Below are 13,025 nucleotides of genomic sequence, written 5' to 3' on the forward strand. Positions count from 1 at the left end.
TATGAAAGTTGATGACGATTTAGCTAGGCAAGTGATAAAACCTCGCTTGAGAGAGTCCCATAAGGGTTCTTACGGTCGAGTGCTTCTAGTTGGTGGGCTTTACCCTTATGGAGGTGCCATCATTATGGCTGCCATAGCTTGTGTCAATAGTGGGGCAGGCCTGGTCACAGTGGCTACGGATCGTGACAATATCACAGCCCTTCATGCCCATCTCCCTGAAGCCATGGCTTTTGACCTTAGGGAGACTGAAAGATTTCTTGATAATCTTAGGGCAGCTGATGTGGTATTAATCGGTTCTGGTCTAGGTGAGGATGGTGTAGCTAGTCAAGCTATGGACTTGGTGCTAGCAAATATTAGGGCAGATCAGAACTTGGTTGTTGATGGTTCAGCTCTCAATCTTTTGGCTAAGAAGACTAAGAAGGACTTACCAGATTGTCATCTTACTCTCACCCCGCATCAAAAAGAATGGGAACGCTTGTCTGGTTTAAGGATTCCAGAGCAGGCAGTTTCTAACACTCAGAAAGCCCTGAGAGAGTTCCAAGCTGGGACAATCCTAGTTGCCAAGAGTCACAAGACCGCTGTCTATCAAGGTGAAAAAGTAGCTCATTTAGAAGTTGGTGGACCCTATCAAGCCACAGGAGGCATGGGAGATACCCTGGCTGGTATGATTACTGGTTTTCTGGCCCAATTCGCTTCAATTGACTCCTATAAAGTAGTTACAGTTGCTGTCTGGCTTCACTCAGCTATCGCAGATGATCTGGCTAAAAATGCCTATGTGGTTTTACCGACTCATATCAGTAAAGCCATTCCTAGCTGGATGAAAAAGTTGTCATTATAATCTAAAAAACATGTCTCATATTGAGGCAAGTTTTTTTAGATTTCGACATTTTTTTAAGTTTGCTAAAGCTTATTTGTGATAAAATAAAAGAGAATTTTTATGAGAACATAGAGGAAAAAAAAGTGACATCATTTTCGAAAAAACTCAGTCAAAAATGGGAAAAACGGCGCCAAAAACGAAAAGAAAAACGAGCGAATAAACCTAGAAAGCCAGTAAACATCTCCCGTCGTGTTTACTTGCTTTTTGGTGTAGTCTTTGTCCTTTTTTTGTTGCTTTTTGCACGTTTGACCTATATGCAGGTTTATAACAAATCGTTTTATACTAAGAAATTAGAGGATAACTCTAAGTATACAGTTAGGATTGCAAGTGAACGTGGGCAAATCTTTGATGCTAAAGGAGTTGCCCTCACGACCAACCAGAGTAAGGATGTTATCACCTTCACACGTAGCAATTTGGTGTCATCAGATACGATGAAGAAAGTCGCTGAAAAGTTGGCGACCATGGTGACTCTGACGGAAACGAAGGTAACAGCACGTCAAAAACGAGATTTCTATCTAGCGGATTCTGCCACTTATAAGCGTGTTGTTAATGATCTTCCAAACGACAAGAAAACAGATAAATTTGGTAATAAATTAGCTGAAGCTACTATTTACAACAATGCTGTTGATGCAGTTCCTGATGAAGCAGTGGATTACTCTGAGGATGAACTTAAGATTGTCTACATTTACTCACAGATGAATGCTGTGTCTAATTTCTCAACAGTCACATTGAAAACAGGAGACTTGACGCCTGAACAAATTGCGATTGTAGCAGCTAAACAGAAGGAACTCAATGGTATTACGGTTGCTAAGGATTGGGAACGTCATACGGTTGATTCAGCCTTGTCACCTCTCATCGGGAAAGTCTCAAGCTCAGAAGCAGGTTTGCCACAAGAAGATGCCAAGGAATACCTCAAAAAAGGGTATGCACTTAATGACCGTGTAGGAACGTCTTATCTAGAAAAAGAATATGAAGAGAAACTACAAGGAAAACATACTGTTCGTGAGATTACAGTAGACAAGGAAGGCAAAGTTGCTAGTGATAAAATCACTCAAAAGGGCAGCAAGGGGAACAATCTGCAGTTGACCATCGACCTTGATTTCCAAAAAGGAGTTGAAGACATCCTAGGTCAACAGCTTTCTTCAGAGATTTCAGAGAATAAAGCAACCTATTCTGAAGGAATGTATGCAGTGGTTATGAATGCTGACACTGGTGCTGTACTTGCTATGGCAGGGCAAAAACACGAGCAAGGAGCACAAGATTTTAAGGCCAATGCCTTAGGCACAATCACTGATGTCTTCATTCCGGGATCTGTTGTTAAGGGGGCAACCTTAACTGCTGGTTGGCGTTCAGGTGCTATCTATGGGAACCAAGTCTTGACTGACCAACCCATCAACATTGCCGGTTCAGCCCCTATCACATCTTGGTTTACGGACCAAGGTAGCCGTGCTATTACCGCGACACAGGCTCTAGAATACTCATCAAATACCTATATGGTACAGATTGCTATCAAACTACTTGGTCAACAGTATGTTCCAGGCATGGCCTTGTCGACTGATAATATGGGTAAGGCCATGACGACGCTTCGTGACACCTATGCTGATTTTGGTATGGGAGTGTCCACAGGACTTGATTTACCTGGAGAATCAGAAGGTTACATTTCTAAGAATTACAATGTAGCCAACGTTCTGACAGAGGCTTTTGGTCAGTACGACTCTTATACAACCATTCAGCTGGCTCAGTATGTTGCTTCAATTGCCAATGGTGGTAAACGTGTAGCCCCTCATATCGTTGGAGGTATCTACGATGCAGGATCTAATGGTAGTCTAGGAACTCTAGCCTCAACGGTAGATACACGTGTATTAAATACCTTACCTCTCGATTCTGAGCAGCTGGGTATTGTTCAACAAGGCTTTAATGATGTTGTTAATTCAGGATCTAGCCTTGCGACTGGTAAAGCTATGGCAAGTTCTATCATTCCAATCAGTGGTAAAACAGGGACAGCCGAAACCTATGCGACGGATGCTTCTGGTAACTCTGTAACAACGGTTAACCTTAATGCCGTGGCCTATGCGACCGCCAAAGATGGTACGAAGTTGGCAGTTGGGATTATGTATCCTCATGCCCTTGATTGGAAGAGTAAGGCCCATCAAAATGCGGTCAAAGCTATTATGGAGCTTTATCAAAATACTCACTAAACATCTAAAATCTCTTGTGCCTTGCACGAGGGATTTTTCTGTGATATAGTGTTTGAGTGTTTATTCTTGGCTAAAGACTTATCCATGAAAGTGACAAAAGATAAGCGATGAATAAAAAAATATAAAGAACAGGAGGCCTTCATGCTTTATCCTACTCCAATTGCGAAGCTGATTGATAGTTTTTCAAAACTCCCTGGAATCGGGGCTAAAACAGCGACCCGCTTAGCTTTTTATACCATTAGCATGTCTGATGAAGATGTCAACGATTTCGCAAAAAACCTCTTGGCAGCAAAACGTGAATTGACTTATTGTTCGGTCTGTGGTCGTTTGACAGATGATGATCCATGTAATATTTGTACCGATGAAACCAGAGATCGTACTAAGATTTTGGTTGTTGAAGATTCCAAAGATGTTTCAGCTATGGAAAAGATTCAGGAATACCGTGGTCTCTACCATGTGCTTCAAGGGCTTATCTCCCCTATGAATGGTGTTGGACCAGACGATATTAACCTGAAAAGTTTGATTACCCGCCTTATGGACAGCGAGGTTGACGAGATTATTATTGCCACTAATGCAACAGCAGATGGTGAGGCGACGTCTATGTATATTTCGCGTGTCCTTAAACCTGCAGGAATCAAAGTGACTCGTTTAGCGCGTGGTTTGGCAGTCGGTTCTGACATTGAGTATGCTGATGAAGTGACCTTGCTAAGAGCTATCGAAAATCGAACAGAACTATAAGTAAAAAGTGTTGGTCAGGCCAGCACTTTTAGTTTGTAGTAAGTAGGTTTCTCATTAAAAATTTGGTAAAATAAAGTAAGCGCTTTTTTAATGAGGGATCATGATGCAGATTGAAAAGATTTTAAACAACAATGTTGTCCAAGCTTTGGATAATAATGTGGAATACATTGTCATGGGTAAGGGACTAGGCTTTCAAAAGAAGGTCGGAGACCTTGTTGATAAGGAAAAGATTGAAAAGACTTTTGTTTTGGAAAATACAGAGGCAGTAGAGGAATGGTCTCGTGTTTATGTCAATTTACCTGATGGTGAAATGCAGGTCTTTTTGAATATCCTTACTTTTGCTGAGGCTGTCTTGCAAACCAAGTTTGATCCCTCTTTTTTCATCGCCCTTGCTGACCACCTACATTACGCTATTGAAAGAAGTAGAGAAGGTGTTTCTTTGCAGAATCCCTTGGCTTGGGAGGTTCGAAAATTTTATCCTCGGGAGTATGAAATTGGGAAACAAGCCCTTCGTTTGATTGCCAAGGATTTAGAAGTCCAGTTGGCAGATGATGAGGCTGCCTCTGTCGCCTTACATTTTGTCAATGCACAAAAAGATGCGGGTCTCCATGAAAAAGATCGACAGATGACTCAAATTGTGGTTGGGATTAGTGACATTGTCCGTCTTCATTTTGGTTATGATTTGGAGGAGGATAGTTTCTCGTATAACCGTTTTATGACCCATCTCCAATACCTAGCACAACGTATTGTGAGCGGAGTTAGTGGTGGCAAGAATGATGCTTTCCTTTACGAACAAGTTAAGATAAATTATCGGGAGTCCTTTATCTGTACCCAAAAGATTGCTACCTATATCAAGACAAGTTATGTCTTTGAGCTAAGTTTAGACGAACAAGTCTTTTTAACCATTCATATTCAACGTCTTAAGGATAATTTAGATAAGTAAGCGATTCCCAGAGAGGTCCTACAAAAAGCAGACAATTAGCCTTAAGTCTGCTTTTTCTGTGTCCTTATGGTATAATGAGGTGATTAATATTAGACCAAAAATACTCTGGACTAGTATTCTATGTATTTGAGTATTTGTATAAAAAAGCTAATGAGTTAGTGAAAGGAAGCGAGCGGTTCTATGCTTGAAGTGATCATAGCCGTTCCTAAAGTATCTTATGTATATTGAAATGATTGATGAGACTGGACAAGTCTCTGAGAAATTAAAAGAACAAACCTTGGAGTTGCTAGATTTTGCAGCACAAAGACTCGGCAAGGAAGACAAGGAAATGGCGGTTACATTTGTAACCAATGAACGTAGCCACGAGCTAAACCTGGAATATCGTGATACGGACCGTCCAACGGATGTTATTAGTTTGGAGTATAAGCCTGAATTAGACATTAGCTTTGATGAGGAAGAGTTGGCTGAAAATCCTGAATTAGCTGAAATGATGGGAGAGTTTGATAGTTATATCGGTGAACTCTTTATTTCTGTTGATAAGGCTCACGAGCAAGCTGAGGATTATGGTCATAGTTTCGAGCGTGAGATGGGCTTCTTGGCTGTTCACGGTTTTCTTCACATCAATGGCTACGACCATTACACCCCAGAAGAAGAAGCGGAAATGTTTGGATTACAGGAAGAAATTTTGACTGCTTATGGACTTACGCGACAATAACCCACAAAAAAAGTGGAAAAACAGAGAATTTACAGCTAGTTTTGAGTTTGCTCTAACAGGGATTATCACAGCTTTTAAAGAAGAACGCAACATGCGCAAGCATTTGGTTTCAGCTATCTTGGTGGTATTGGCTGGCTTGATTTTTCGTGTGTCTGCGACAGAATGGCTCTTTCTTTTGATGGCAGTTTTTCTCGTAATTGCCCTAGAGATTGTTAATTCTGCCATTGAAAATGTTGTCGATTTGGCCAGTAAATATCACTTTTCGATGCTAGCCAAAAATGCCAAGGATATGGCTGCAGGGGCTGTTTTAGTGGTTTCTTGTTATGCACTCATTACAGGTATGATTGTTTTTATACCTAAAATTTGGCACTTAATTTTCAATTAAAAGGAAATAGGAAAGAAGTTATATGACATTTAAATCAGGATTTGTGGCTATTATTGGCCGTCCTAATGTAGGAAAATCAACGTTTTTGAACCATGTTATGGGGCAAAAAATTGCTATCATGAGTGATAAGGCTCAAACAACCCGTAATAAAATTATGGGGATTTACACAACTGATAAGGAACAGATTGTCTTTATCGATACACCAGGGATTCACAAGCCTAAGACGGCTCTTGGAGATTTCATGGTGGAATCTGCTTATTCAACCCTTCGTGAAGTGGATACCGTCCTCTTTATGGTACCAGCTGATGAGCCTCGTGGTAAGGGTGATAATATGATTATCGAACGTCTTAAACAAGCTAAGGTTCCAGTTATCTTGGTAATCAATAAGATTGACAAGGTTCATCCAGATCAGCTCCTAGAGCAGATTGAGGATTTCCGTACACAAATGGATTTCAAGGAGATTATTCCGATATCTGCCCTCCAAGGAAACAATGTTTCTCATCTTGTGGATGTCTTGAGTGATAACCTTGAGGAAGGGTTCCAATATTTCCCAGCGGACCAAATCACCGACCACCCAGAGCGTTTCTTGGTATCGGAGATGATTCGTGAAAAAGTCCTTCAGTTGACACGTGAAGAAATTCCACACTCTGTTGCTGTTGTCATTGATGAGATGAAGCGTGATGAAGACACGGATAAGATTCATATTCGTGCGACGATCATGGTTGAGCGTGACAGCCAAAAAGGCATTGTCATTGGTAAACAAGGTTCCATGCTCAAGAAAATTGGTACCCTTGCCCGTAAAGATATTGAAGTTATGCTAGGGGACAAGGTCTTCCTTGAAACCTGGGTTAAGGTTAAGAAAAATTGGCGTGATAAGAAATTAGATCTTGCCGATTTCGGATACAACGAAAAAGAATATTAAAAAGCTGGGCATTTGCTCGGCTTTCTTGTTAGAAGGAGGAGCAAATGCCTGAGTTACCTGAGGTAGAAACTGTTAGACGAGGGTTAGAAAGATTGGTAGTAAGTCGGACCATTTCGTCTGTTGAAGTTAAGGTCCCGAAAATGATTAAGACCTCCTACGATAGTTTTTTGAATGACTTACCTGGCCAAACTATTCAAGCCATGCGACGTAGAGGCAAGTACTTGATTTTTGATTTTGGACAGTTGATTATGATTTCCCACTTGCGCATGGAAGGGAAATACCTCTTGTTTACGGATCAGGTCCCTGCTAATAAGCATTTCCATCTTTTCTTTATCTTAGATGATGGCTCGACTCTTGTTTATCAGGACGTCCGCAAGTTTGGGACCTTTGATTTATTGGCTAAAAATCAAGAGGAGGCTTATTTTACAAAGAAAAAGCTTGGTCCTGAGCCTACTAAGAAGGCTTTTAAATACGCCCCGTTTGAGAGAGCCTTGATGACCTCTGCAAAGCCCATTAAAAGTCTCCTTTTGGAGCAGAAATTGGTGGCTGGTCTAGGCAATATCTATGTTGATGAGGTGCTTTGGGCAGCCAAGGTTCATCCTGAGACGCCAGCAAAGAAACTCAGCAAGGCAGCCATGAAGCGAGTCCATGATCAAACGATTGTTATTTTACAGCTAGGAATTGAAAAAGGTGGCTCAACTATAAGGACTTATCGTAATGCCCTTGGTGAGGATGGGACCATGCAGAACTATTTGCAGGTTTACGGAAAGACGGGACAGCCTTGTCCACGCTGCGCAAGCACAATTGAGAAAATCAAGTTAGGAGGGAGAGGAACACATTTGTGTCCTCATTGTCAGAAACGATGATTATTGGGTTAACAGGTGGTATTGCTTCAGGAAAATCTACTGTTGTTGAAATGATTAAAGAGGCAGGTTACAAGGTCATTGACGCTGATCAGCTTGTACACGACATGCAGGCTCAAGGGGGCCGTTTGTACCGTGCCTTACTCGATTGGTTGGGAGAGGAAATTCTTCTTTCTAATGGGGAATTGAACCGTCCTAAACTAGGGCAACTGATCTTTTCCAATGAGGAGATGAGACAGCGGTCTGCTGAGATTCAAGGGACGATTATTCGAGAGGAACTAGCAGCGCAAAAGGATTATTTAGCTAAGAAAGAAGATGTTTTTTTCATGGATATTCCCTTGCTTATTGAGAATGGGTATCAGGACTGGTTTGATCAGATTTGGTTGGTGGCAGTGTTACCGGAGATCCAGTGCCAACGCTTGATGAAACGTAATCACTTAAGTGTTGAGGAAGCTAAGCTGCGTATTGATAGCCAGATGTCTTTAGCTGAGAAAATGCCTTATGCCAGCTTGGTTCTTGATAATAACGGTAGTCTCGATGATTTGAAGGAGAAGGTTAAGAGTGCAATAAATGATTTAACGAGCTCCTCATAGCTAGCCATTGTGATATAATGGATAGTGAATTTTAGAAAGAAGATGATTATTTGCGCCAAAAAGAACTTAAAAGTACTGATTGGCAACGTAACCTTAAAATTGCATGGATAGGAACCTTTTTTACTGGAGCTAGTTTCTCCATTGTTATGCCTTTCATGGCCCTATACATTGAGGAACTTGGTGTTAAAGGAGACATGGTCGAATGGTATGCTGGCTTGTCTGTTGCCATCTCTGCCTTAGCCTCTGCCTTGGTTTCTCCTATTTGGGGACGCCTGGCTGACCGTTATGGTCGAAAGCCTATGATGATTAGGGCCAGCATGGTGATGACTTTTACAATGGGAGGGCTTGCCTTAGTCCCAAATGTTTTCTGGCTGCTTTTCTTAAGAACGCTGAATGGTTTGTTTGCAGGCTATGTCCCAAATGCCACAGCTTTAATTGCTAGTCAGGTTCCTCAGAATCGTTCTGGCTATGCCTTGGGGACCTTGTCTACGGGTCTAACGGCAGGTGTTCTGATTGGCCCTTTGTTAGGTGGTACCTTATCTGAGGCGTTTGGTATGAGGGGTACCTTTTTATTGGTTGGACTCATTCTATTTATCTGCTGCCTCTTAACTATTTTTGGCTTGCGAGAGGATTTCCAGCCTGTCGAAAAGGGAGAGATGATGACCCTTTCTCAGGTTTTTGCAAGAATTCCCAGCAAATCTATGTTGATTGGCCTTTTTGTGACCAGTATGATTATTCAGATTTCTGCCCAATCGATTGCACCTATGTTGGCCCTTTACATTCGTTATTTAGGTCAGAGGGAAAATATCCTTTTTTACTCAGGGTTAATTGTTTCTGCTATGGGCTTTTCTAGTCTCTTAAGTACCCCTTATCTGGGAAAATTGGGAGACCGTATTGGGAATCATCGCTTGCTTTTAATGGGGCTATTTTATAGCTTTCTCTTGTATTTCCTCTGTGGTTTTGCCGGTTCAGCCTTGCAACTGGGTATCTTACGCTTTGCCTATGGCTTCGGTGTAGGTGCTCTTATGCCTAGTGTCAATTCTTTATTGACCAAGATGACACCCAAGGAAGGAATCTCAAGAATATTTAGCTTTAATCAAAGCTTTTCATATATTGGACAGGTTTTAGGTCCCTTTGTTGGGTCAGCAGTTGCGACAGGTCTAGGTTATCGCTGGGTCTTCTTTGTGACTGCAATGATTGTCTTTGGAAATTTTGTCTGGTCCTTAATCATCTTTAGAAAATTGCTAGGAGTCAAGAATATAGGTGAGAGTTAAAATCAATTTAAAGTGTAGTGAATGTGGGAGCATCAACTATCTCACAAGTAAAAATAAACAGAATCATCCTGAGAAAATTCAGGTACCCAAATTCTGCCCTAAGGATAGAAAAGTAACCTTACATGTTGAATCTTAAAGGGTTCTATGGTAGAATAAAAAGGACTTTTTCGGAGGAATAACTATGTACGACTTATTATTAACGCTGCTCTTGGTGATGTCAGCTATTATTGTGATTGCGGTATTTATGCAGCCACAAAAAAATCCAAGTAGCAATGTCTTTGATGGTGGTGGGTCAGAAGCACTATTTGAACGTAGTAAACCACGTGGTTTTGAAGCCTTTATGCAACGCTTTACAGGAATCATGGTTTTTCTATGGATTGTAGATGCAATCGTCCTTTCCATTCTCTCAAGTAAGTAATGAGCTGACTGAGGTTGGCTCATTTTTTGCGTTATAGTCAATAAATAAAAGAAAAGGAAATCATGAAAGAATCTATTATAAATTATTTGAAGGAGCATGGGAAATCCAGTGTAAACGACATTGCCCAGGCTCTTAATCATGCTGGGGGAGAAAAGTTCCCTCAGCTCATCAAGGCCATGTCAGCCATGGAAAGTAAGGGACAGTTGCGTTTTAACCGAGATGGCTCTGTATCCTTGCGTCCTAAGAAAGAAAATCCTAATCAGGTGACTGTTGAAGGTATCTTCCGTGCCAATAAGAACGGTTTTGGTTTCTTGCATGTTGATGACAGTGAAGATGACATGTTCATCGGTCGTAATGATGTTGGCCATGCCATTGACGGTGATACTGTTGCCGTTGTTATCAAGAAGCCAGCAGATCGTTTGCGTGGGACAGCAGCAGAAGCGCGTGTTGTTGAAATTGTAGAACGTTCGCTTAAGACTGTTGTAGGGAAATTTATCCTTAGCGACGAGAAAGAACCTTATGCGGGTTACATTAAGTCTAAAAACCAAAAAATTCAGCAGCCAATTTATATCAAGAAAGAACCAGTTGCCCTAGATGGTACTGAAATTATCAAGGTTGATATTGAAAAATACCCTAACCGTCACTATGATTATTTCGTAGGAAGTGTTCGTGACATTATTGGTCATCAGGGGGATGCCGGTATTGATGTCTTGGAAGTCTTGGAATCAATGGATATTGTTTCAGAGTTTCCAGAGGATGTCATGGCGGAAGCAGAAGCTGTACCAGATGCACCGAGTCAGGAAGACCTCGTTGGTCGTGTTGACCTCCGTCAAGAGGTAACTTTTACCATTGACGGAGCTGATGCTAAGGACTTGGATGATGCGGTTCATATCAAACGTTTGCCAAATGGTAACTTTGAGCTTGGTGTTCATATTGCTGATGTGTCTTACTATGTTACTGAAGGATCTGCACTTAACCGTGAGGCCGTAGCACGTGGGACTTCTGTTTATGTGACAGACCGCGTGGTACCAATGTTGCCTGAGCGTCTTTCGAATGGTATTTGTTCACTTAATCCCAATGTTGATCGTTTGACGCAATCAGCCATTATGGAGATTACTCCTAAAGGTAAGGTGGTTAATCATAAGATTTGTCAATCTGTGATTAATACAACCTTCCGTATGACCTACAGTGATGTCAATGAGATGTTGGCTGGAAATCCAGAAAAGATTGAGCAGTTTAAGCCAATCATGGATTCTGTATCAGCTATGGCAGAATTGCATAAGATTTTAGAAGACATGCGTGAGCGTCGTGGTGCCCTTAACTTTGATACATCTGAAGCTCGTATCTTGGTTAATGAGAAGGGAATGCCAGTGGATATCGTGGTGCGTGAACGTGGAACAGCCGAGCGAATGATTGAATCCTTCATGTTGGCTGCCAATGAATGTGTGGCAGAGCACTTTGCTAAGGCTAAGTTGCCATTTATTTACCGTATCCACGAAGAGCCAAAGGCTGAGAAATTGCAACGCTTCATGGATTATGCCTCTATCTTTGGTGTTCAAATCAAAGGAACTGCCAATAAGATGGATCAGCTAGACTTGCAAGAGTTTATGGCCAAAGTTCAGGGAAAACCTGGAGCAGAGGTCATGAACATGATGCTGCTTCGTTCAATGCAACAAGCCCGCTATTCAGAACACAACCACGGACACTATGGACTTGCGGCTCAGTATTATACCCACTTTACTAGTCCAATCCGTCGTTACCCAGACCTCTTGGTTCACCGAATGATTCGTGAGTACACTAACAATATGTCTCAAGAAACACGTGAACATTTTGAAGAGGTTATTCCTGAGTTAGCGACATCATCTTCAACTCTTGAACGTCGTGCCATTGATGCCGAACGTGTCGTTGAAGCTATGAAAAAAGCGGAATACATGGAAGAGTTTGTTGGCCAAGAATTCGATGGTATTGTCGGAAGTGTGGTTAAATTTGGTATGTTTGTGGAATTGCCAAACACTATCGAAGGTTTGGTTCACATCACGACCCTTCCAGAATTTTACAATTACAATGAACGTACCATGACACTTCAGGGTGAGAAAACTGGTAAGACTTTCCGAGTTGGTCAGCCTATCCGTGTCAAATTAACACGTGCGGATAAGGAAACAGGAGACATTGACTTCCAATACCTTCCAAGCGAGTATGATGTTACTGAGAAAGTAGACCACAAGGCTCGTCAGGAACGTGAAGAGAAGGCGAAAGCCTTCCGAAATAGAGGTCCACGTCGTGACCGTCAAAATGGAGACTTCGAACGTCGTGGTAAACGTGGGGATAACCGTAACCATCAAGATGCTAATGGTCGTAAAGGCTCTTATGACGAAAAACGTAAGTCATCTAAGAAACCCGACAAGCGTAAGAATCAAAACCGTCCTCATAATGATAACAAGGGACGTGAGAGTGGCCGTCGTAAGAAGAAAGGGAACAAACCTTTCTACAAGGACGTTGCTAAAAAACGAAAATAGGATGAGAATGGAGGGACTGCTATGCCAAAGGGTGAAGGCAATGTTGTTGCTCAGAATAAAAAGGCTAGACATGACTATAGTATCGTTGATACTATTGAAGCAGGTATCGTGCTAACAGGGACGGAGATTAAATCCGTTCGTGCGGCACGCATCCAACTAAAAGATGGCTATGCCCAAATCAAGAACGGTGAGGCTTGGTTAATCAATGTTCATATTGCTCCTTTTGAGCAAGGTAATATTTGGAATCAAGATCCAGACCGTACGAGAAAATTATTGCTTAAGAAGAAGCAAATCACCAAACTTCAAAATGACCTTAAGGGAACAGGAATGACCTTGGTTCCTCTTAAGGTGTACCTAAAAAACGGTTTTGCCAAGGTATTGCTTGGTATTGCCAAAGGGAAACACGATTACGATAAACGTGAGTCTATCAAACGTCGTGAACAAGAACGTGATATTAAACGTATTATCAAGAGTGTTAACCGTTAAAACGCCTATCATCTAAGACTGCTATAGTCCTAGATGATTTTTTGTTTTTGGCTTTAAGACATGATATAATGGGAGTACCATACGGTCTTTAGTTAGG

At 41.6% G+C, this 13,025-nt stretch carries 14 protein-coding genes; all 14 read left to right on the forward strand.

Annotated elements, in window-relative coordinates; translation table 11 throughout:
* Position 1: 1 nt before the first annotated feature.
* The 14 genes from SSAL8618_RS03220 to smpB all read left to right on the forward strand — a co-directional run bounded on the left by SSAL8618_RS03220 (position 2) and on the right by smpB (position 12,928).
* Positions 2-838: an NAD(P)H-hydrate dehydratase gene (locus SSAL8618_RS03220; RefSeq protein ID WP_038675587.1), complete on the forward strand. Its 837-nt coding sequence runs from the start codon at positions 2-4 to the stop codon at positions 836-838.
* A gap of 122 nt (positions 839-960) precedes the next feature.
* A complete protein-coding gene (gene pbp2b, locus SSAL8618_RS03225) occupies positions 961-3,075 on the forward strand; it encodes a penicillin-binding protein PBP2B (protein WP_038675590.1) in 2,115 nt (704 codons plus the stop codon).
* Between the two features lie 141 nt (positions 3,076-3,216).
* A complete protein-coding gene (recR, locus tag SSAL8618_RS03230; protein ID WP_002886148.1) occupies positions 3,217-3,813 on the forward strand; it encodes a recombination mediator RecR in 597 nt (198 codons plus the stop codon).
* 103 nt (positions 3,814-3,916) lie between these two features.
* Positions 3,917-4,756: a BglG family transcription antiterminator LicT gene (gene licT / locus SSAL8618_RS03235; protein ID WP_038675593.1), complete on the forward strand. Its 840-nt coding sequence runs from the start codon at positions 3,917-3,919 to the stop codon at positions 4,754-4,756.
* 217 nt (positions 4,757-4,973) lie between these two features.
* Positions 4,974-5,471: an rRNA maturation RNase YbeY gene (gene ybeY, locus SSAL8618_RS03240; RefSeq protein WP_002886021.1), complete on the forward strand. Its 498-nt coding sequence runs from the start codon at positions 4,974-4,976 to the stop codon at positions 5,469-5,471.
* Complete coding sequence (locus SSAL8618_RS03245) at positions 5,452-5,856, forward strand: diacylglycerol kinase family protein (RefSeq protein ID WP_002885950.1); 405 nt, start codon at positions 5,452-5,454, stop codon at positions 5,854-5,856. The genes ybeY and SSAL8618_RS03245 overlap by 20 nt, the downstream gene beginning before the upstream one ends.
* A gap of 22 nt (positions 5,857-5,878) precedes the next feature.
* Positions 5,879-6,778 (forward strand): GTPase Era, encoded by a 900-nt coding sequence (era, locus tag SSAL8618_RS03250; protein WP_002886016.1) that lies wholly within the window; start codon positions 5,879-5,881, stop codon positions 6,776-6,778.
* Between the two features lie 44 nt (positions 6,779-6,822).
* Complete coding sequence (gene mutM / locus SSAL8618_RS03255; RefSeq protein WP_021144488.1) at positions 6,823-7,644, forward strand: DNA-formamidopyrimidine glycosylase; 822 nt, start codon at positions 6,823-6,825, stop codon at positions 7,642-7,644.
* Positions 7,641-8,234: a dephospho-CoA kinase gene (gene coaE / locus SSAL8618_RS03260; RefSeq protein WP_014634130.1), complete on the forward strand. Its 594-nt coding sequence runs from the start codon at positions 7,641-7,643 to the stop codon at positions 8,232-8,234. The genes mutM and coaE overlap by 4 nt, the downstream gene beginning before the upstream one ends.
* 50 nt (positions 8,235-8,284) lie before the next feature.
* Positions 8,285-9,508 (forward strand): multidrug efflux MFS transporter, encoded by a 1,224-nt coding sequence (locus SSAL8618_RS03265; RefSeq protein WP_002886097.1) that lies wholly within the window; start codon positions 8,285-8,287, stop codon positions 9,506-9,508.
* Positions 9,498-9,644 (forward strand): 50S ribosomal protein L33, encoded by a 147-nt coding sequence (gene rpmG, locus SSAL8618_RS10320; RefSeq protein WP_002890443.1) that lies wholly within the window; start codon positions 9,498-9,500, stop codon positions 9,642-9,644. Before SSAL8618_RS03265 ends, rpmG begins: the two co-directional genes overlap by 11 nt.
* A 45-nt stretch (positions 9,645-9,689) precedes the next feature.
* Complete coding sequence (gene secG / locus SSAL8618_RS03270) at positions 9,690-9,926, forward strand: preprotein translocase subunit SecG (protein WP_002886135.1); 237 nt, start codon at positions 9,690-9,692, stop codon at positions 9,924-9,926.
* A gap of 62 nt (positions 9,927-9,988) precedes the next feature.
* Positions 9,989-12,442: a ribonuclease R gene (rnr, locus tag SSAL8618_RS03275; RefSeq protein ID WP_022496009.1), complete on the forward strand. Its 2,454-nt coding sequence runs from the start codon at positions 9,989-9,991 to the stop codon at positions 12,440-12,442.
* 21 nt (positions 12,443-12,463) lie between these two features.
* Positions 12,464-12,928, forward strand: coding sequence for an SsrA-binding protein SmpB (gene smpB / locus SSAL8618_RS03280; RefSeq protein ID WP_002885905.1), 465 nt, complete (start codon positions 12,464-12,466; stop codon positions 12,926-12,928).
* Positions 12,929-13,025 lie beyond the last annotated feature (97 nt).

The sequence above is a fragment of the Streptococcus salivarius genome (assembly GCF_000785515.1).
Classification (GTDB): domain Bacteria; phylum Bacillota; class Bacilli; order Lactobacillales; family Streptococcaceae; genus Streptococcus; species Streptococcus salivarius.

Excerpts from the sequence above, each read along its gene's own strand:
- era (WP_002886016.1), top strand. The coding sequence starts at position 5,879 with ATGACATTTAAATCAGGATTTGTGGCTATTATTGGCCGTCCTAATGTA.
- coaE (WP_014634130.1), top strand. The coding sequence starts at position 7,641 with ATGATTATTGGGTTAACAGGTGGTATTGCTTCAGGAAAATCTACTGTT.
- mutM (WP_021144488.1), top strand. The coding sequence starts at position 6,823 with ATGCCTGAGTTACCTGAGGTAGAAACTGTTAGACGAGGGTTAGAAAGA.
- SSAL8618_RS03245 (WP_002885950.1), top strand. The coding sequence starts at position 5,452 with ATGGACTTACGCGACAATAACCCACAAAAAAAGTGGAAAAACAGAGAA.
- secG (WP_002886135.1), top strand. The coding sequence starts at position 9,690 with ATGTACGACTTATTATTAACGCTGCTCTTGGTGATGTCAGCTATTATT.
- rnr (WP_022496009.1), top strand. The coding sequence starts at position 9,989 with ATGAAAGAATCTATTATAAATTATTTGAAGGAGCATGGGAAATCCAGT.
- ybeY (WP_002886021.1), top strand. The coding sequence starts at position 4,974 with ATGTATATTGAAATGATTGATGAGACTGGACAAGTCTCTGAGAAATTA.
- licT (WP_038675593.1), top strand. The coding sequence starts at position 3,917 with ATGCAGATTGAAAAGATTTTAAACAACAATGTTGTCCAAGCTTTGGAT.
- recR (WP_002886148.1), top strand. The coding sequence starts at position 3,217 with ATGCTTTATCCTACTCCAATTGCGAAGCTGATTGATAGTTTTTCAAAA.
- smpB (WP_002885905.1), top strand. The coding sequence starts at position 12,464 with ATGCCAAAGGGTGAAGGCAATGTTGTTGCTCAGAATAAAAAGGCTAGA.
- SSAL8618_RS03220 (WP_038675587.1), top strand. The coding sequence starts at position 2 with ATGAAAGTTGATGACGATTTAGCTAGGCAAGTGATAAAACCTCGCTTG.